This is a genomic window from Natrinema ejinorense (assembly GCF_002494345.1).
In the GTDB taxonomy this organism is placed as follows: domain Archaea; phylum Halobacteriota; class Halobacteria; order Halobacteriales; family Natrialbaceae; genus Natrinema; species Natrinema longum.
Window position 1 is genome coordinate 1667891 of record NZ_NXNI01000001.1, and the last position, 19313, is coordinate 1687203.

Here is a 19313-nt window from a genome sequence, read left to right on the forward strand (position 1 = left end):
ACGGACGGTGGCGTGATACCGAGTTCGATTCGGGACTACCGATCCCGGACGGGGCGGCGACCGGGACGTGATTCAGGAACCGAGACCTCGCCAGCCGGGCTCGTAACAGACGACCGCAGCCAGGGGGACGAAGACGACCACCAGCGGACCCGCATACAGCAGCTGGGTGAACGGGTCCGGCGGCGAGACGAGTGCCGAGACGACGAACGCGGTCGTGGCGCCGATTCCGAACGCGCCGAGGCGGCGTTCGGTCGATCCGGGCGGTTCGTCTCGGGCTGGGAGTCGCGTTCTGTACGCCCCGTATGCCGGGACGGCGATCGGCAAGAACAGTATCGCGAACATCGCCCAGGCAATCCCGTTTGCACCGCGAGCGTTCGCGTCCGTTCCGATCGCATAGCAGAGACAGACCGTCGACGACAGCAAGACGAGTCCGATTACTAACGCAAGCGCAGCCCACGGCCAGAGAGTGAGCGAACTCATTCGTACCGGTCGAATACGTTCCGACGTTGCAAATAGTTAATTATACTGAATGCACTGTCTCTGAACAAACGTGAACAGCGCGATACTCCCTCACTCGAGTCGGTCACGAAGGGGATGGCCTCCCAGTCTGCCGTCGTCTCGAACCCGCGAGGGAGATTACCCGTCGGCATTCTGGCGACCCGGTAACCCCGAAATCGCCGTGTGGGTTTCCGAGACGAGGTCCGCGAGGACGGCTCCGGCGGGCCGAATTTCGGCCACCTGTCCGACGCTCTGGCCGGCGAACAGTGCCAGTTCCTCGATCGCACCGTCGACGTCCGGGGTCGCGAGGGCCTCGTCGTAGCGCTCGATCGGCTCGCCGTCACCGGTGGTCGCGACGGTATCGGTTTCGCCCGGCCGTTCCCCGGCAGGGGGACTGCCCGCGCGTTCCCACCGCTCGAGCGTCTCGTTTCGCAATACGCGGTGTGGCGTTCCCGGCCAGCCCTTCTCGAAGAGGGTCGTGTACTCGGTGTCGGTTTCGTCGCTCTCGCGGAGCCGTCGCTGGTAGGCCTCGTGGACCCGGGCTTCCTCGCTCGCGACGAACCGCGTTCCCAGCCACGCGCCGTCGGCACCGAGCGCGAGCGCGGCCGCGATCCCTCGGCCGTCGCCGATTCCGCCGGCCGCGACGATCGGAACGTCCGCACCGACGGCGTCCGCGACCCTCGGGACGAGCGCCGTCGTCGCCACGTCGCTCTGGACGTGACCGCCCGCCTCGAGTCCCTGCGTGACGACGATATCGACGCCGGCGTCGACGGCGTCGCGGGCTTCCTCGGCGCTCCCGACCGTCTGCGCGACGATCGCGCCCGCGTCGTGAATCCGACCAACGTGGGGGTCGGCGTCCCCGAACGAGAGCGTGACGATCTCGGCCCCGGCGTCGAGGACCGCCTCGAGGTGGTCGGCCGTGGCCACGCTCGTCGTCGCGTCGTCGACCACGAGGTTGACCGCGAACGGCTCGTCGGTTAGCCCGCGTGTCTCGTCGATCACTCGCCGCGTCTCCGCGAGATCGCGCCACGTGACCGCGAGGTGACCGAGGCCGCCGGCGTTCGAGACGGCGGCCGCGAGTGCAGGGCAGGTCGCGCTCCCGATCGGCGCCTGGACGATCGGGTACTCGATCTCGAGCAGGTCACAGAGCGTCGTTCGTAGTGTCATCCTTCGTGCCCGCTACGGTCGCTGCTTTTCCTTCGTGAGCACGCCCACGTTCTCGATCCCGGTGTCGGGATACTGGCCGTCCTCGTCTTTCTCGACGGCCTTGACCATATCCCAGACGACGTTGAGACCGGTCGTCACGCCCTCGAGCGCCTCCATCTCACAGCCGGTCTTCCCGGTGGTCTCGACGGCGACCTGCAGTTCGATCCGATCCTCGGCGAGCGAAAAGTCGGTCTCGACGTTCGTAATCGGGATCTGGTGACACATCGGGATCGTCTCCCAGGTGTGTTTGACGGCCTGGACCGCGCCGACGCGGGCGGTCGCGAGGACATCGCCCTTGCCGACCTCGTCGTCCCGGATCGCCTCGATCGTCGACGGCTGGAGGCGGATCTCACCGGCCGCGACCGCTCGGCGTTCGCTGTCGGGTTTGTCGCCGACGTCGACCATCTGGACGTCACCCTCGTCGGTCGTGTGGGTAAGCTCGTCGGCGGCCGCGTCGTCGTTCTCACTCATCCGAACCACCCCACAGGACCGCGGGAAGTTCGTTCACGACCTCGGACGCGACGAACCCGTGGCCGTCTCGCTGGGCCAGTCGTTCCCCGGCAAGCCCGTTGACGTGTGCCGCCGCGGCAGCCGCCTCGAGTGGCTCGGTCCCCTCGAGCAGTGCCGCGACGAGACCGGCGAGCGTGTCGCCGGTCCCGCCGACTTTCATCCCGACGGTCCCGGAGCGGCTGATCCGGGTCCGTTCCCCGTCGGTGATAACGTCGTTCGCGCCCTTCGCGAGGACGACGTGCCCCAGTTCGGCCGCGAACGCCTCGATTTCGTCGGCCGTCGCGGCCAAATCGTCCGTATCCGGCCCCCCCATCCGCGCGAGTTCGCCACGATTCGGCGTACAGACCAGCGTCGCGTCCGTCTCGAGGTCGGGGACGACCGCGAGCGCGTCCGCGTCGACGACGACCCGCCCGGTCGAGGACTCGAGGAACTCCCGGGTGGCCGCGAGGGTCTCCTCGGCGTCCCCGAGCCCGGGGCCGATGACGACGACGTTGTCGTAGCGCTCGGCCGTCTCGAGCAGGTCGTCGGCCACCTCGGGCCTGAGAACGTCGTGTTCGTAGGGCTGGACGATGAGATCCTCGGTGTAGCCCTGGATCTCGCCGGCGACGGAGTCGGGTGCAGCGACGAACGAAAGGTCCGCGCCGCCCCGCAACGCGGCCTGGGCGGCCAGCGCCGGCGCACCGGTGTAGGGGCCGCCGCCGATGATGAACGGGCGTCCCTCACGGCCGTCGGGTCGAGCGAGGTCGACATCCCCGGGGCCGACGAACCGTTCTGCGGCCGCCGGGATGCCGATATCTGCGACGGTGACGGTCGCCTCGAGGTCCTCGAGGCCCGGTTTCGAATCGTGGAAGGTGACGACGCGATCGGCCTCGACCCCGTTGTCCGCGTGGTCGCCGCCATCCGCGTCGAACCCGGAGGGCACGTCGACCGCGACGACGGTGGCGTCGGTTTCGTTGATCGCCCCGGCGGCGGTCGCCGCGGGCTCCCGAAGGTCGCCGCTGATCCCCGTTCCGAGCATCGCGTCGACGATCACGTCCGCGTCGGCGAGCCCGAATCCCTCGGCGTCGCGATCGAACTCGCTCGAGTCGGTCACCGCCCGCGTCTCGTACTCGGCTTGCTCGAGAGCCGCCCAGTTCTCGCGAGCGATGTCGGTCCCGATCAGTTCCGCGCGACCGAGCAACACCGTCGTGACGTCGTAGTCGTCCAGAAAGCGGGCCGCGACGAACGCGTCGCCGCCGTTGTTCCCGCGGCCGGCGACGACGACGACTCGAGCGCCGGGATCGGCGATCGTCCGAATCTCGCGGGCGACCGCGTGCCCGCTCGACTCCATCAACTGCTTTCGTGGCACGCCCAGCGCTGCGGCGTTTGCGTCGACGGCGGCCATTCGCTCGCCTGTAATCATGACTGAGGGTTCGACCGGCCGGCCGTTGAAGATTGCGGACGGCGTGGACCGCTCGCCGAGACGGGTCGTCCGAGCCACGGTGACCAGCATGTTCAAGCCAGCACAGCCCTGAGCCCCGCTGTGAACGTCTTCTGGCTCGACGAGGACCCGCGGCTGGCTGCCCGCTATCACTGCGACCAGCACGTGAACAAACTGCTGCTCGAGGCCGCGCAAGTACTGTGCACCGCGGCTCGCGAGAACGGCTCCGAGGGGGACGGTCTCTATCGGTCGACCCACGTCGCCCATCCCGTAACGAGATGGGCAACGGAGTCGCGAGCCAATTGGCTTCGCCTTCGGGATCAGGCCGAAGCGCTCAACGCGGAGTTCGTCGAGCGCTACGACAAGGACGACGATCACGCGAGTTGGGGCGTCATCGAGCGGATCGATCCCGACGACATCGCGTTCCCCGCCGACGAGCCGACGCCGCGTCCGCAGGCGATGCCCGACGAGTACAAACGCCCCGACGATCCGGTCGCCGCGTATCGGGCGTACTACGCCGGCGAGAAAGCCGACTGGGCCGAGTGGCAGTATACGGCAGAGCCGCCGTGGCTCGAGGCGTCTCTGTCCGAGCGCGAGTGATCATCTTTATTAGTTTATCGCTTGTCATTACTCGCTGGTCATGTTTCCACCGCCGTTCTCGCGGGAATCGATTCTCTCGGACGACGTGAATCCCCTGACGCAGGCCTACCGTGACGTCGTCGTTTACGACGAGCGAGAGGCGGATGTGCCCCTTTATCAGGGCCCGATCGTCGTCCACGCGAACGGGTGGATCGAACTCGAGGGAGACCGACTCCTCTCGCCGAACGCGGTCCATCACATCGACATCTACGACGGAGACGCCGGACTCGACGACCAGCAGGATACCACTGGGAGAGCCGACACCAGAACCGGGGACGATAGCGACGATCACCGGACCGGCCGGTTCAGCCGTTGATATCGGCAGAGGTCGCCCCCTCCCACACGAGGCCGACGTTCGGACCGACCGCCGACTATCCGTAGCCACCGACAGTCACCGCACACCCGATCGCACGACGGGAGCGCTGGTCGGAGCGAGACCCGCGGAGGATGCGATCGGTGTACGAATCGCGTCAGTTGATACTCTAGTACCGAATCTCGAATCCGTCTTCGCCCTGTGGTTCCTCGTACTCCGCTTCGACGTCCTCGACGTTTGCCGCCGGACTGCCGGTCTGACACCACTCGACCATCGACTCGACGGCGTCGGCCGGCCCCTCGAAGACCGCCTCGACGCGGCCGTCCTCGAGGTTTCGAACCCAGCCGTCGATACCCCTCTCGTGGGCGGTATCGCGAGTGTTCGCGCGATAGTAGACGCCCTGTACCGTTCCCGAGACGAAGACGCGTGCGCGGGTTCGATCGCTCATATGCGGATACTCGATCGCGACCGTCAAAAAATCCGCCGCCGGGACCCCCTCGCGGATCGTTACTGATACATTCGCAGCGGCTGGGCCTGGGAACTTTCCTCCTGGCTGATCGCCTGCATCTGCCGGGCCAGCTGTTCGCGTTTCGCGCGGATCTCCTCGGCGCGGTCGATGAGTTCCTGTACGTCGACCTCGAGGTCGGCGACCGGCCCGATGCCGTCCTCGAGCAGGACGCTCGCGGCCTCGGGATCGGGGAACTGCGGGTTGCACTCGACGACGAGGCCGAGACTCCCGTAGTCTTCCTGTGCAGCGCGGTTGATGAGCGCCCCCGTCGGCCCCGTGATGACGCCGTCCTCCGGCGGAACCGGGATGTCGGTCGCCTCGAGTCGGTCGCCGCCGTCGCCGGTCGCGATGCCGTAGAGGTCGGGACGGTCCTCGTCGTCGCGCTCGGCGGGCAGACCGCTGAGGTAGATCGGCGTGACGCCATGCTCGACGATCCACCCGGTCAGGCAGTCGGCGACGCTCTCGACGGCCTTGGTGGTGATCGGGGCGTCGCTCTGGAGCGCGAGCAGGTCGTGTGCTTCGCTGACGTAGAGTCGGACCGGCGGCCGCGCCGTCCGATCGCCGCCGCGGTAGACGCCGATCCGGGGGAGCCCCTCGCAGTGGACGCTCGCGTAGTAGCGCATCTCGAGTTCCTCGACGAGGTGGTCGGTCGCGATCTTGCCGACCAGACCGACACCTGGAAACCCTTCGACGAGCGTCGGCGCTTCGAGTTCCGGTTCCGGTCCCTGAACGCGGATTCCTGCCATGATCGGACCGATGGCCGTCAGCGACATAAAATCGAGGGCAGCGGGTGCCAAACGAATCACACGGGCGGCCACACGCTGCCCGCTTCGAAACCCACAAGCACCGGCCACCCGAACCTGCGGCCAATGGAGCCACTCGAGCGGTATCGACCGATCGTCGACGATTTCGACGCCTTCCTCGCGGCCTGCGAGCGGCCGCTGGGCAACGCCGTGCGCGTGAACACGATCAAGGTCTCGGTCGAGCGGACGCTCGAGGCCCTCGCCGAAGAGGGCGTCGGCTACGAGCAAGCCGACTGGAACCCCCGCGTGTTGGACCTCGAGACCGATTCGCCGGGATCGACGTGGACCTCCTTCCACGGCTTTACCCACGGCCAGGAGGAGGTATCGGCGGTGCCGCCGGTCGTCCTCGATCCCGAGCCCGGCGAACGGGTCTGGGACTGCTGTGCCGCGCCCGGCGGGAAGGCGACCCAGATCGCCGCGCTGATGGACGACCGCGGAACCGTCGTCGCGAACGACAACAACCTCGGCCGGATCTCGGCGCTGCGGTTCAACGCCGAACGACTCGGCGCGACCAGCCTCGCGGTGACGAACGCCGACGCGCGCAACTACTCGCTCGAGCGCTTCGACTTCGACGCGTTCGACCGGACGCTCGTCGACGCGCCCTGTTCCTGCGAGGGGACGATCCGGAAGAACCCCGACGCGCTGGACAACTGGTCGGAGGGCCACATCTCCTCCGTCGCGGGCATCCAAAAGGGGATCATCCGGCGGGCGATCCAGGCCACTCGCGAGGGCGGGACCGTCGTCTACTCGACGTGTACCTTCGCCCCCGAGGAGAACGAGGCCGTCGTCCAGCACGCGCTCGAGGAGGAGGACTGCCGCGTCGTCGACTTCGATCTCGGGCTCGAGCACTCGCCGGGAGTGACCGAGTGGGAGGGCGAGCGCTTCGACTCGAGTCTCGAGCAGGCGGCCCGGATCTATCCCCACCAGAACGATACCGGCGGCTTCTTCGTGGCGAAACTGGAGGTGACCGCGTGATGAGCGAGGGCACCGACGCCACCGATCTCGCGGCAAACGACGGCCAGCGGTTCGACCGACTGCCGGCCACGGAGTCCGAACGAACCGTCGCGGGACGGGCCACGCGCGAGGCGGTCGTCGACCTCTTTGCGGATCGGTTCGGGATTCCGCCCGCGACGTTCGACGAGTACACGTTCTGGGAGAAAGGCGCGGGCAAGATCTGGATCTACGGCGGCGAGGCCTCGACGCCGCTCGAGATCGAAGCGATCGGCATGACCTGTCTGCGCACCCGCCAGGAACACTGGAAGCCCACGACGGACTTCGCCCAGCGGTTTGGCCGTCACGCGACCGAGTGCGTGATCGACCTCGACCGCGAGGCGGCCCGGCGGTTCGCGAGCGGCGAGGACCAGGAACTCGCGTGGGACGGTGACTGGGGGTATCTCATCGCCGCGCAGACGGTCGCTGGCCGACTCGAGCCCCTCGGGGTCGGCCTCTACGTTCACGGCGAACTGCGCTCGATGGTCCCGAAGGGGCGACAGCGCGACCTCACGTCGTCCCGATAAGCGCGTTCGATGCGGGTCGCATTCGTTGCCGTCGGCTCGTTCAACTAGTCGTCGCCCGGCTGCGATGGGGCAGCGAGGGGATCGCTTTATAACACCGGCAGACGTCCCAATGTCGCTCGAGGGGCCGCTATCGAACGGGCTGGCGGCTGCCTGACACGAGTCCGCCGGTATCGTGTGACCGGCGGGTGAACGACGAGTTAGCCTCGGCCGCCGGCCAACTGCTTTGCTTCCGGTCGCGTTCGCAATCTGAGCATCGCGACCGTCCCGATCAACGGGCCGATCGCCAGCGGGACGAACGCCCACTGCCAGCCGACGGCGCGCTGGACGACGGGGAGCAACTGGATCGATCCGATGGTGATGCAGAAGCCGACTGCGGTCTGGAGCGTGAGCGCGGAGCCGACGTAGCTGTCGTCCGCGAGTTCGGAGACCGCCGCGGAGAACTGCGCGGAATCCGCGACGATGAAAAACCCCCAGACGAGCACGAAGGGCGTGATCACGGCCAGCGACGAGCCGTAGACGACGCCCGCGAGCAGGCACGCGGTGCCCGAGAGGATCATCGACGCGCTGGTAACGAGCGATCGGCCCACCCGATCCGCGACCGAGCCGGCGAGCCACGCTCCGACGCCGCCGATCGCGATCGTCCCGAACGCCAGCAGTGCCGCTCGCCGCGCCGGGTCCGGCGTCCCGCTTGCCTCGAGACTGGCGAGGAGGTAGACCGGAATCCACGTCCAGACCGCGTAGAGTTCCCACATGTGGCCGAAGTAGCCGGTGTTCGCGAGAACGACGGCCCGGTCCGTGACGATCCGACGGACCGCGCTCGGATCGAACGGGGCCGTTTCGGGCTGGTGTGGGCCGTCCTCGTATGCGAGCGCGAGGAGTCCCCCGATCGATGCGATACCGGCCGTTCCGTACAGGACGAGACGCGGCTGTCCGATGCCGCCGACTGCCCGGAGCAGGTGTGGCGATGCGGAACCGACGGTGAGTGCACCGACGAGGACGCCGATGGCGAGGCCGCGGCCCTGAACGAACCACGAGGCCATCATCTTCATTCCCGTCGGATAAACACCAGCGAGCGCGACACCGGTGAGGAATCGAAGGACGATAGCCGGCGGCCCGCTGTGTACGGCCCCGGCAATGAGGGCCGTCGACGCCGCTCCGACGAAGGCGGCCCCGGCGAAGAGGTATCGCGGCCGAACGACGTCGGCGATGGTTAGCGAGGCCGACCCAAGCGCGCCGACGACGAACCCGAGCTGGACGGCGTTGGTCAGCCACGCCGTCTCGGCGGGCGTGAGATTCCAGCTCTCGGCCAGCTCCGGACCGACGGCCGTCCCGCTGAACCACAGCGTCATCGCGAACAGTTCGGCGACCCCGACGAGGACGAGCGCACGCCACTTGGTGCCGGCAACGGCTGTCATCGCCCGACTATACGGCGGACACCTGAAAAAGTGAGGCGGCCGATCGGTCACGATCCCGACACGGCCGCGGGTAGCCGTCCAGCCGAGGGGTCTCACTCCGAGTTCGAGTCGCCGGAACTCGATTTGACGGCGAGGACCGGCATCCCCGCGCGCCTGATCAGCCGTTCCGTCGTACTGCCCAGGAGAACGCGACCGAGCCCGGTTCGGCCGTGCGTTCCCATCGCGATCAGGTCGATCTCGTTTTCCGCGGCGTACTCGAGGAGACCACTGGCGGGGAACCCCTCCTGAACGGCAGTCACTGCCTCGAGACCGGCATCTCGGGCCCGCGTTGCGATCGCTTCGGTTGCCCGTTCCCCCTGGGATTCGAACTGGGAAAGCAGCTTGCGGGACGCCGCGACGTTAGGAGTGCCTGCAACGTTGCTGACGTCGACGATATTGACGGCGTGGACGCGTGCGTCCGCTTTCGTGGCGATCCCGAGTCCGTGGTCGACCGCGGCGGACGCCTCCTCGCTGCCGTCCGTCGGGAGGAGGACCTCGTCGTACCCGCCGGTCCATTCGCTTCGGTCGGCCACTCGGGCGGTCAGTACCGGAACGTCCGACCGTCGAACGACGTGTTCGGTGACGCTGCCTGCGACGTAGCGGTTCACGCCGGTTCGGCCGTGGGTCCCCATCGCGATCAGATCGATCCCGTTTTCGGCGGCGTACTCGAGGATCACGTCGGCGGGGCTCCCTCTCTGCAGCGCCGTCCGGACCGTCTCGCTCCCGTCGGCGATCGCTTCGATTCGTTCGGTCGCGGTCTCGGCCTCGGCCTCGAGTCGCTGGACGAACTCCGCGTCGACACCGCCGGCATTGAACACGCCACCGGCGGCGGCGACGTCGACGACGGTGAGGACGTGGACCGTCGCGTCGAACCAGCGTGCGAGCGCCAGGCCGTGTTCGGCGGCCCGGACTGCGTGGTCGCTTCCGTCGATCGGGACGAGAATGGAGTCGTACATAGCGTATTCTGGCTCGTGATTCACTCGCGGTTCGCTTAAAACGCTCTCACCGTTCCTGGGCGACGGTGATTATTGTCTCACGCCACGAGGAGGAGGCCGAGTACCAGTCCATGCCAAACGATGACTGCAACCGCGTACCCCGACTCTGCCGTCGGTACCGGCGGACGGCGGACGATCGCCTCCCACAGGAAGGCGGTCGCCAGCAACGCGCCACCCAAGAGCTCGAGCCGGAAATCGACGACGGGATGGAATCCAACGGCAACCCCGACGAGCAGGGACGTGAGCATTCCGGCCAGCAGTCAATCGTAGTAGTCCATCTTCCGAGCAGGATGTAGGCCGTTTCTCCAAAAGCGTGGTCGACCGATTCCAGCCCGCTTGGAGTCGGAGGTCGGTTCTACGGTGGATGCGGTGTAGGTTCCCCACAGTCACCCCTCCGCCGATCGCCCGGCTGCCGAGTGGATCGAACGGTGCCGCTAAAGCCCGTCAAGAGAGCCGCGCGGCGATGTCGGCCTCGGTGATGATACCGACGGTTTCGCCGGCCTCGGTGATCATCACGGCCTTGTAGTGCTCGAGGAGGTTGCTGATCTCGTCGAGGGTGGCGTCTTTCGAGACGGTCGGAAAGCTTTCGCTCATGTGGTCCTCGATGGGTTCGTCGCGGTCGTCGGAGTCGAGGTGAACGAGGTCGCTCTGGCTGATCGATCCCACCGGGATCCCGTCCTGAATCACTGCCAGCTGGGAGTAGGCTTCGTCCTCCATCTTCTGGGCGGCATCGCTGACGGGGTCCGCCGGCGCGACGCTGACGACGGCCTCGTTCATGAGATCATCGGCGCGGATGACGTCGCTTTCGGCCGTTTCCAGGGCGTTGACGATCCGTCGGAGCGTCGAGAGACGCGGATCGACGTCCCCGCCCTCGATGCGGGCGATCAGCGGCTGGGAGACGTCGGCCGTGTCCGCCAGCTCGCTCTGGGTAAGTCCGAGTTCGGTACGACGTTGTCGGAGGTCCGCGGGCGTCGGGAGTTCCATACGAGTGGATTACTACGGGTTATAGAAAGTATTTTGGGTTGGGTCCAGTTTCGCAGACAGATCGGTGCAGAAACCGGTCCGTCTCGTCACTGTAGCGGGAACGGCCTGGTCGGGCCGGAACAACCGCCCCGAGCGACAGCGCGCGGATCGAATGCGACGCGGGGCCAATCCGCCCGCCGTCTCGTGGTGACAAGCGACAACGCGGTCCCACGCACTGCGAGGTGGGGAGCGGTGTACTCGGTCTCGCAAAAGACGCGGTGTGTCTTTCGGCGGCTTCGATCGACGTTTCGGCCGTTAGTCCAGCAGTTCGCGGGCGATAACGTTTTTCTGGATCTCGGTGGTGCCCTCGTAGATCTGGGTGATCTTCGAGTCACGGTAGAACCGCTCGACGGGGAAGTCGTTGACGTAGCCGGAACCGCCGTGGATCTGGACGGCTTCGTTGGAGACGTCGACGGCGACGCGGGAGGCGTACTCCTTGGCCATCGAGGCGAGTTTGGTGATGTCGTTGCCCTGGTCGACGTTCCAGGCGGCCTTGTAGGTCAGGTTGCGTGCTGCTTCGGTCTTCGTCGCCATGTCGGCGAGTTTGTGCTGGATGGCCTGGAACTCCGAGATCGACTGGCCGAACTGCTCGCGGTCCTCGGCGTACTCGAGGGAGGCCTCGAGTGCGCCTTTCGCGATACCCAGTCCCTGTGCGGCGACGCCGGTACGGGTCGCGTCGAAGAACTGCATCTGCTGGAGGAACGCGGCGTCCCGGTCGCCGATGAGGTTCTCTTCGGGAACGCGAACGTCGTCGAAGATGAGTTCGGCCGTGTCGGAGGCGCGAATGCCGAGCTTGCCGGTGATCTTGTCCGCGCTGAAGCCGTCGCGGTCGGATTCGATGACGATCTGACTGAAGCCGTCGTAGCGGCTCTCGGCGTCGGGATCGGTCTTACAGAGCGCGACGAAGAAGTCGCCGACGCTGCCGTTGGTGATCCACATCTTGTTGCCGTTGATCACCCACTCGTCGCCGTCCTTCTCGGCGCGCGTCGAGACCGAGGAAACGTCCGAGCCGGTGTCGGGTTCGGAGATCGCCGCCCCGGAGATCTTCTCGCCGGTTGCGACGGGTTCGAGGAAGCGTTCCTTCTGGTCTTCGGTCCCGAATTCGCGGATGGCTTCGGTTCCGAACGAGCAGGCCATAATCGAGAGTGCGATCCCTGGGTCGTGGGAGAACAGTTCCTCGGCGATGATCACCGACTCGAGCGTCGAGTAGCCGGCCCCACCGTACTCGATGGGGATCGTCGAGCCGACGAGGCCCATTTCGGCTGCCTTGTCGACGACTTCGTGGGGGAACTTCTCCTCGGTGTCGTACTCTTCTGCGTTGGGAACGATCTCGTTTTCTGCGAACCGGCGGACCTCTTCGCGGATTTGCTCTTGTTCTTCACTGAGTCCGAATTCCATAGTCGTTCGTTACTATCCAAGCGATAAAGAAGTTTGTAACCGATAGTAAACAGAAGTGCTGTTTATAGATCGGAAGAGGGAAACGTTGAAACCCGTCCACATTGGATTCTCAAGCATGGATTTGGACAATATCAACACCATCGCAGTTCTGGGTGCGGGAAACATGGGCCACGGTATCGCGGAAGTCGCCGCAATGGCGGGCTACGACGTGAACATGCGCGACATCAAAGACGAGTTCGTTCAGAACGGCTACGAACAGATCGAGTGGTCGCTGAACAAGCTCGCCGAAAACGACCAGCTTACCCAGGAGGAAGCCGACGCCGCCCTCGAGCGGGTGACGCCGCTGGTCGACATGTCGGAAGCGGTCGGTGACGCCGACTTCGTCATCGAAGCGGTCCCCGAACAGATGGAGATCAAAGAGGACGTCTACACCGAACTCGAGGACGCCGCGCCGGATCACGCCATCTTCGCGACGAACACCTCGAGCCTCTCGATTACCGATCTCGCGGAGTTTACGGACCGTCCCGACCAGTTCTGTGGGATGCACTTCTTCAACCCGCCGGTTCGGATGCCCCTCGTCGAAGTGATTTCGGGTGCCGAAAGCGCCGACGAGACCCTCGAAGTGACGGAGGAACTCGCCGAGGACCTCGAGAAGGCACCGGTCAGAGTCCACAAGGATTCGCCCGGCTTCATCGTGAACCGGATCCTCGTCCCCCTGATGAACGAGGCATCCTGGCTCGTCAGCAACGACGAGTCGACCATCGCCGAGGTCGACTCCACGACCAAGTACGGCATGGGGCTGCCCATGGGGAGCTTCGAACTCGGCGACCAGGTCGGCAACGACGTCAGCTACCACGTTCTCGAGTACATGCACGACGTGCTGGGTGCGGCCTACGAGCCGGCCCCGCTACTCGAAGAGAAAGTCGAGAACGAGGAACTGGGCAAGAAGACCGGCAAGGGATTTTACGACTACGAGGACGGTGATGGCGTCCAGATCCCGTCCGATCAGCAGTCCGAGTTCGTCGAGGAACGACTCCTCGCGACGATCGCCAACGAGGCCGCCAAGCTGATCGGCGGCGACGTCGCGCCGCCCGAATCGATCGACGAGGCCGTCCAACTCGGCGCTGGTTTCCCCGACGGCCCGGTCAAGCTCGTCGACGAGTACGGCCTCGAGACCCTCCACGAGGTGCTCGAGGAGGCCTACGAGGAGACCGGCCACGAGCGCTACGCGCCCGCGGAGTACCTCGCGGAACGCGCCGCCGAAGGCGGCTTCTACGACGATGACGACGACGCCGACGAGCTCGACTTCGAGACCGTCCGGATCGAGTACCCCGGCGATATGGTCGGTCACGTCGTCATCGACCGGCCACACCGGATGAACACGATCAGCGACGAACTGCTCGAAGAGCTCTCGACGGCGGTCGAACACCTGGAAGACGACGAGGAGGTTCGTGCGCTCCTCGTTACTGGGGAGGGCGAGAAGGCCTTCTCCGCCGGTGCCGACGTCCAGAGCATGGCCGGCGACGGTGCCGACCCGATCGAGGGCCAGGAGCTCTCGCGGCTGGGACAGTCCACGTTCGGACGCCTCGAGGCCTGTGACATGCCCGTCGTCGCCGGGATCGACGGCTTCTGTCTCGGCGGCGGGATGGAACTGGCGACCTGTGCAGACCTGCGCGTCGCGAGCGAGCGCTCCGAGTTCGGCCAGCCCGAACTCGACCTCGGACTCATTCCCGGCTGGGGCGGGACGCAGCGGCTCAAACACATCGTCGGCGAAGGTCGCGCGAAGGAGATCATTCTCACCGCCGAGCGCTACGACGCCGAGACGATGGAATCGTACGGCTTCGTCAACGAACTCGTCGACAACGACGAGCTCGAGGATCGTGCACTCGAGCTGGCGACGGACCTCGCCGGCGGGCCACCGATCGCCCAGAAGTTCACCAAACGTGCGATGCTGGCCGGCCGCGACGACACGGACGCCGGCCTCGAGTACGAGGCCTCGGCGTTCGGACATCTGATGGCGACCGACGACCTGATGGAAGGAATCACCGCGTTCATGGGCGACGAGGAACCCGAGTTCGAAGGAAAGTAAGCCGGTTCGGCCGATCCGCGATCGTCGTCGAACCTCGGCGAATCCGCTCGCGAACCGGGCCAACTATTCTAGCACTGCCGGCGCAGATCTGATCGGTACGTGTAGTGCCAATACGGACGGGGCCGGGACGCAACGACGATCGGGCAGTCACGACTGACGGGACGACGGGAGACTGACGGAACGACTATACGTCCAGTTGATCACTAGTGACAATAGACATATATAGCTGCCTCAGCGCGTCGTAACCGGATATAGTACTCTTAGCAGGGCCTATTATCCGGCTTTTTCGTACGTTCTCTTGCATGAAGTCTACTGAGGAAGCGATGGGTGGCATTTCACGGCGAGGCGTACTCACGAGGACCGGACTGACGCTGGGTGCCCTCTCCGGTCTGGCGGGCTGTATGGGGAGTGGCGGGGGGACACAACAGTTCTCACCGATCGCCGACGAACTGACCGTGTGGCACGCGATGGGCGGGACGAACGGAGAGACGCTCGATACGATCGCCGCCGATTTCGAGAGCGAACACGGGACGTCGGTGAACATGGAGTTCCAGGACTCCTACGAGGACGTGCTCACGAACACGCTCGCGGCGTTCGATTCCGGGTCCGTCTCGGATATGCTACAGGTCGACAGCCTGTTCGCACAGCAAGTGCTCGATACCGGCCAGGTGCGCCCGGTAGAGCAAATCCTCCCCGACGATTTCGAGACGGACGATTTCCTCGATAACGTCGCGGAGTTCTTCACCGTGGACGGCGAACTCGCGTCGCTGCCGTTCAACAACTCGAACGCGATCATGTACATCAACCGCGACGCGTTCGAGGAGGCCGGACTCGACCCGGACGACCCGCCGCGCACGCTCGCGGAGGTCCGGTCCGCCGCCGAGCAACTCGTCGATCAGGGTGTCACCCAGTATGGTATCACCTGGCCGAATCACGTCTGGTTCGTCGAAACGTGGTACGGCTTCGAAGGCCAACTCATGACCGATGCCGAGAACGGCCACGCGGGCGACCCCTCGACGTTCCGAACGCCCGACGCGATCTACGACCTCTTCGAGTGGTGGAAGGGAATGGCCGACGACGGTCTCTACACGAATCCGGGCATCGAGGCGTGGGGCGAGGCGACGTCGCTGTTCATCGAACAGGAGGCCGCGATGGTCCTGACGAGCACCGCGTCGGTCGCGGGACTGATCGCCGACTCCGAGGACTTCGACGTCGACGCGGCTCCCTACCCGACTATCAGCGACACCCGCGTCGGGCCGGTCATCGGCGGTGCGTCGTTTTACGTGCCCGATGGACTCCCCGAGGAACGCTACGAGGAGATCGGGCAACTGCTCGAGTACATGGCTACCCCCGAGGTCCAGACGGAGTGGCACAAGGGATCGGGCTATTATCCGATCACACAGCCCTCGGTCGACTCGCTCAGGGAAGAGGGCTGGTTCGAGGAAAACCCGATGTACAACGTCGCACTCGAGCAACTCCAGAACGGTGATGCCGACGATCCGGCGACGAAACGGGCCCTGCTCGGGCCGGCACGGAACGTCCAGACGACCGTGCAGGACAAATCGGTCGACATCATCAACGCCGACGACATCGGCTCCGAGGTCGACGCGATGAAAGACGAGGTCGAAACGATTCTCGACGACTACTACAACTGATCAGCGAGTCCCGTTATCATGTCCACGCGCGAAATCTTCGACGGACGGCTCGAGGCAGCGCTGTTGCTCTTGCCGACGATCGTCGTGTCGATCGTTTTCCTGTACTACCCGACGGCACTGGCGGTTCGGACCAGTTTCTTCGACTCGGGCTTCGGTCGGCAAGACGAGTTCGTCGGACTCGAAAACTACGTGACGATACTGACCAGTTCGGACTATCGCTCGAGCGTCCTCCTCTCGGTTCTCTTTGCCGCGCTCGTGGTGATCGGCGTGATCTCGTTTTCGCTGTACGTGACCTTCCTCATCCACGAGGTGGAGTCCGGCCAGACTGCGTATCTGCTCTCCGTGATCTGGCCGTACGCGCTCCCGCCGGCGGTCGGTGCGCTCGTGTTCCTGTTCATGCTACATCCGACGCTGGGCGTTCTGACCGGGCCGATCGAGGCGCTCGGGATCGACCTCGACTGGTTCAACAACGGCCGACAAGCGTTCGCCGTCGTGGTCCTCGCAGCGATCTGGAAGCAGATCGGCTACAACGTGATCTTCATGATCGCCTCGATGAACACGATTCCCGATGCGCTCACCGAGACCGCTCGACTCGACGGGGTGAGTCGGTTTCGTCGCCTCGTCTCCGTCTACGTGCCGATAATGACGCCCACGCTGTTCTTCCTCGTCATTATCAACACGATTTACGCGTTCTTCAGTACGTTCGCGTTCGTCGATCTGCTGACCAGCGGTGGCCCCTCGGGCGCGACGAACATCCTGATCTTCGATCTGTATCAGGAGGGGTTCTCCTTTTTCAACTTCGGCATCGCATCCACGAAGTCGGTCGTTCTGTTCCTCGTCGTCGGGGTCCTCATGTACGTCCAATTTCGTGTGACTGACGAGTATTCGTATTACGGTGGGTAGAATGGACGGAGTCATCCAATACACGAAGCGCCGAATCGATGCGATGAAACGACGGACCCCCGAGCGGACGGCACAGGGGAGCACTGCCGGAGTCCATCTGCAACTCTGGGTGCTGGTGTCGCTGGTAGTGTTTCCCATCGTCGTCGCCCTCGTCGTGAGTACGAAACAACAGGGGATCGTCACGAGTCTCGGCGACCTCGTTCCCGGCGCGTACGCCGTCGAGAACTATCGGGAGGCGATCGTCGACTACAACTTCGGCCGATTCATGTGGAACTCGTTGCTGATGTCGGTCATCGTCGTCGCCGGGAAGCTCGTCATCTCGGTCTGTGCGGCGATGGCGATCGTCTACTATCGGGTTCCCTACAAGGACCTCGTGTTCCTGTTCATCCTGTTTACGCTCCTGTTGCCCGTCCCGGTTCGGTTCATCCCGCTGTTTCAGTTGATCAACGACTTCGGATGGGGCAACAGTCTACTCGCGATCACCGTTCCCTACCTCGCCAGCGCGACGACGGTGTTCATCCTTCGACAGCACTTCCTCTCGATTCCGACGTCGATCGTCGAAACTGCCAAGCTGGACGGCGTCGGCCCAATAAAATTCATGCTCTACGTGCTGGTTCCGATGTCGAAAGGCGTCCTCGTCGGCGTCTCGATCATCATGTTCGTCTACGCGTGGAATCAGTACCTCTGGCCGCTGGTGATCATCGACTCGGAGACCAATCAGGTCGCACAGGTCGGCTTGCAACTGCTTCAGGGCGACGTGCAGGGCGGACAGCTCTCCTGGTCGCTGGTGATGGCCGGATCGATGCTGACCTTGATTCCCCCGCTGGTCCTGATGATCGTCTTCCGGAAACCGCTCCTGGAAACGTTCACCATTCAACAGAAATAACGATGACAACTATCCAACTACAGAACCTCCGAAAGGAATTCGACGACGTCGTCGCCGTCGACGGAATCGACCTCACTATCGAGGACGGGGAGTTCCTCGTGATCGTCGGCCCGAGTGGCTGTGGCAAGAGTACGACGCTCCGACTCCTCGCCGGACTCGAGCAGGCGACGGCCGGACGGATCGGGATGGACGACAGAGACGTCACCAGTACCGAACCGAAAAACAGGAACGTGGCGATGGTGTTCCAGAACTACGCGCTCTACCCCCACATGACGGGGCGACGGAACATCACCTTCGGGATGAAGTCGGCCGGGGCGTTCACCGACGACGAGATCGACCAGCGGGTCGAGGACGCGGCGGAGACCCTCGACATCACGGAACTCCTCGAGCGGAAACCCGAGGCCATGTCAGGCGGAGAACGCCAGCGGATCGCGCTCGGGCGAGCGATCGTCCGCGATCCGGACGCGTTTCTGATGGACGAGCCGCTCTCGAATCTGGACGCGAAACTACGGATCCAGATGCGCGCCGAACTCACGAGACTCCACGCGGAGCTCCAGACGACGACCGTCTACGTCACGCACGATCAGACGGAGGCGATGACCCTCGGCGAACGGGTCGTCGTCATGAACGACGGGCAGATCATGCAGGTCGATTCCCCGCAGGCGCTGTACGACTTCCCGGAGAATCGGTTCGTCGCGGAGTTCATCGGCGATCCGGCGATGAACATGATCGACGTCACGGTCGAAGACGGGACCGCGGTCCACGACGGCTTCGAGATACCGCTCCCGGATGCCGGCACCGAAGACGGGACTCCCGAAACGGCGGTCGCTGGACGATCAGGGGATCGTCACGACGCGGTTCTCGGTGTTCGCCCCGAGGACTTCTACCTGGCACAGGAGTCTCCTGACCTCGGGAACGCGACCTTCACCGCGACGGTCGACGTCACGGAGCCGCTCGGGGACAGCCTCCTCATACACTGTTCGGTCGGCGACGCCGTCTTCAAAATCCAGGCCGAACCGCGAACCGCACTGCAGTCGGGCGACGAGATCGCGGTGGCGTACGATCCGGAGCGACTCCACCTCTTCGATCCGGAAACCGGCGAGGCCCGCTATCACTCGGCGAACGATCGCAGGTCCCCCGAGCGGATCGAACGAGCCCCTCGAGAGTAGCCGCTCTCCGGTGTCGATCTCGACAACGGACGGCCCGTTTGCGGGGCCTTCGACATATCAGAGTGGGATAACGTAGGTCGTGTTCTGCTCGAGCACCACCTTGAACGCGGTGGGGATGGGATTTGAACCCCCTCCGAGAACCTGCGCTTCGCGCAGAACCTCGGTATCGTTCAAATCCATCTCGACGCTTGACTCCTCACGTCCGTTCGTCGCAAAAGCGGTGGGGATGGGATTTGAACCCATGAGGCTTGACAGCCACCTGCTCTCAAGGCAGGCGCGTTGGGCCGCTCTGCCACCCCACCTCACCTGCACGTTCTCCGCACGCTC

Annotated in this window: 21 protein-coding genes and 1 tRNA gene; 9 read left to right on the forward strand and 13 right to left on the reverse strand. The window is 64.9% G+C overall.

Annotated elements, in window-relative coordinates; all coding sequences use genetic code 11:
* Window positions 1-72: 72 nt before the first annotated feature.
* The 4 genes from CP557_RS08235 to CP557_RS08250 all read right to left on the reverse strand — a co-directional run bounded on the left by CP557_RS08235 (window position 73) and on the right by CP557_RS08250 (window position 3616).
* A complete protein-coding gene (locus CP557_RS08235) occupies window positions 73-480 on the reverse strand; it encodes a hypothetical protein (RefSeq protein WP_097379455.1) in 408 nt (135 codons plus the stop codon).
* Window positions 481-636: 156 nt separating this feature from the next.
* Window positions 637-1665, reverse strand: coding sequence for an NAD(P)H-dependent flavin oxidoreductase (locus tag CP557_RS08240; RefSeq protein WP_097379456.1), 1029 nt, complete (start codon window positions 1663-1665; stop codon window positions 637-639).
* Window positions 1666-1677: 12 nt separating this feature from the next.
* On the reverse strand, window positions 1678-2175 hold the full coding sequence (gene moaC, locus CP557_RS08245) for a cyclic pyranopterin monophosphate synthase MoaC (protein ID WP_097379457.1): 498 nt from the start codon (window positions 2173-2175) through the stop codon (window positions 1678-1680).
* A complete protein-coding gene (locus CP557_RS08250) occupies window positions 2168-3616 on the reverse strand; it encodes an NAD(P)H-hydrate dehydratase (RefSeq protein WP_097381582.1) in 1449 nt (482 codons plus the stop codon). Before CP557_RS08250 ends, moaC begins: the two co-directional genes overlap by 8 nt.
* Before the next feature lie 120 nt (window positions 3617-3736).
* Between CP557_RS08250 and CP557_RS08255 the strand changes: the two genes are divergently transcribed.
* Both CP557_RS08255 and CP557_RS08260 read left to right on the forward strand, forming a co-directional pair.
* On the forward strand, window positions 3737-4234 hold the full coding sequence (locus CP557_RS08255; protein ID WP_097379458.1) for a hypothetical protein: 498 nt from the start codon (window positions 3737-3739) through the stop codon (window positions 4232-4234).
* A gap of 40 nt (window positions 4235-4274) precedes the next feature.
* Entirely contained in the window at window positions 4275-4589 is a 315-nt protein-coding gene (locus CP557_RS08260; RefSeq protein WP_097379459.1) for a hypothetical protein, read from the forward strand.
* A 166-nt stretch (window positions 4590-4755) separates the two neighbouring features.
* Here CP557_RS08260 and CP557_RS08265 read toward each other — a convergent pair whose 3' ends face one another.
* The gene (locus tag CP557_RS08265; RefSeq protein WP_097381583.1) at window positions 4756-5034 is read right to left on the reverse strand and encodes an acylphosphatase; all 279 of its coding nucleotides are present in this window, start codon (window positions 5032-5034) and stop codon (window positions 4756-4758) included.
* A gap of 59 nt (window positions 5035-5093) precedes the next feature.
* The gene (locus CP557_RS08270) at window positions 5094-5840 is read right to left on the reverse strand and encodes a proteasome assembly chaperone family protein (RefSeq protein WP_097381584.1); all 747 of its coding nucleotides are present in this window, start codon (window positions 5838-5840) and stop codon (window positions 5094-5096) included.
* A 123-nt stretch (window positions 5841-5963) separates the two neighbouring features.
* On the opposite strand from CP557_RS08270, the gene CP557_RS08275 reads away from it, so the two are divergent.
* Together CP557_RS08275 and CP557_RS08280 are read left to right on the forward strand one after the other, a co-directional pair.
* On the forward strand, window positions 5964-6872 hold the full coding sequence (locus tag CP557_RS08275; protein ID WP_097379460.1) for an RsmB/NOP family class I SAM-dependent RNA methyltransferase: 909 nt from the start codon (window positions 5964-5966) through the stop codon (window positions 6870-6872).
* The gene (locus tag CP557_RS08280) at window positions 6872-7414 is read left to right on the forward strand and encodes a DUF7122 family protein (RefSeq protein WP_097379461.1); all 543 of its coding nucleotides are present in this window, start codon (window positions 6872-6874) and stop codon (window positions 7412-7414) included. Before CP557_RS08275 ends, CP557_RS08280 begins: the two co-directional genes overlap by 1 nt.
* Window positions 7415-7611: 197 nt before the next feature.
* On the opposite strand, the gene CP557_RS08285 is transcribed toward CP557_RS08280, so the two are convergent.
* From CP557_RS08285 to CP557_RS08305, 5 genes are all read right to left on the reverse strand, one after another.
* Window positions 7612-8829 (reverse strand): MFS transporter, encoded by a 1218-nt coding sequence (locus tag CP557_RS08285; RefSeq protein WP_097379462.1) that lies wholly within the window; start codon window positions 8827-8829, stop codon window positions 7612-7614.
* 92 nt (window positions 8830-8921) lie between these two features.
* A complete protein-coding gene (locus CP557_RS08290; protein WP_097379463.1) occupies window positions 8922-9824 on the reverse strand; it encodes a universal stress protein in 903 nt (300 codons plus the stop codon).
* Window positions 9825-9901: 77 nt separating this feature from the next.
* Entirely contained in the window at window positions 9902-10111 is a 210-nt protein-coding gene (locus CP557_RS08295) for a hypothetical protein (RefSeq protein ID WP_245852956.1), read from the reverse strand.
* Window positions 10112-10307: 196 nt separating this feature from the next.
* Entirely contained in the window at window positions 10308-10847 is a 540-nt protein-coding gene (locus tag CP557_RS08300) for a CBS domain-containing protein (RefSeq protein ID WP_097379464.1), read from the reverse strand.
* Between the two features lie 294 nt (window positions 10848-11141).
* Entirely contained in the window at window positions 11142-12284 is a 1143-nt protein-coding gene (locus CP557_RS08305) for an acyl-CoA dehydrogenase family protein (protein WP_097379465.1), read from the reverse strand.
* A gap of 115 nt (window positions 12285-12399) precedes the next feature.
* Between CP557_RS08305 and CP557_RS08310 the strand changes: the two genes are divergently transcribed.
* The 5 genes from CP557_RS08310 (at window position 12400) to CP557_RS08330 (ending at window position 18986) form a co-directional block, all read left to right on the forward strand.
* The gene (locus tag CP557_RS08310) at window positions 12400-14373 is read left to right on the forward strand and encodes a 3-hydroxyacyl-CoA dehydrogenase/enoyl-CoA hydratase family protein (RefSeq protein ID WP_097379466.1); all 1974 of its coding nucleotides are present in this window, start codon (window positions 12400-12402) and stop codon (window positions 14371-14373) included.
* A gap of 467 nt (window positions 14374-14840) precedes the next feature.
* Entirely contained in the window at window positions 14841-16028 is a 1188-nt protein-coding gene (locus tag CP557_RS08315; RefSeq protein ID WP_097381585.1) for an ABC transporter substrate-binding protein, read from the forward strand.
* Window positions 16029-16046: 18 nt separating this feature from the next.
* A complete protein-coding gene (locus CP557_RS08320) occupies window positions 16047-16931 on the forward strand; it encodes a carbohydrate ABC transporter permease (protein WP_097379467.1) in 885 nt (294 codons plus the stop codon).
* 1 nt (window position 16932) lies between these two features.
* Window positions 16933-17817 carry a carbohydrate ABC transporter permease gene (locus tag CP557_RS08325; RefSeq protein ID WP_097379468.1) on the forward strand — a complete coding sequence of 295 codons (885 nt, stop codon included), beginning with the start codon at window positions 16933-16935 and terminating at the stop codon, window positions 17815-17817.
* Window positions 17818-17819: 2 nt separating this feature from the next.
* Entirely contained in the window at window positions 17820-18986 is a 1167-nt protein-coding gene (locus CP557_RS08330; RefSeq protein WP_097379469.1) for an ABC transporter ATP-binding protein, read from the forward strand.
* 57 nt (window positions 18987-19043) lie between these two features.
* Here the strand turns inward: CP557_RS08330 and CP557_RS22800 are convergent, their stop codons facing one another.
* Entirely contained in the window at window positions 19044-19229 is a 186-nt protein-coding gene (locus tag CP557_RS22800; RefSeq protein ID WP_211290190.1) for a hypothetical protein, read from the reverse strand.
* Window positions 19205-19288: transfer RNA gene (locus CP557_RS08335), tRNA-Ser, on the reverse strand. Before CP557_RS08335 ends, CP557_RS22800 begins: the two co-directional genes overlap by 25 nt.
* Between the last annotated feature and the right edge of the window lie 25 nt (window positions 19289-19313).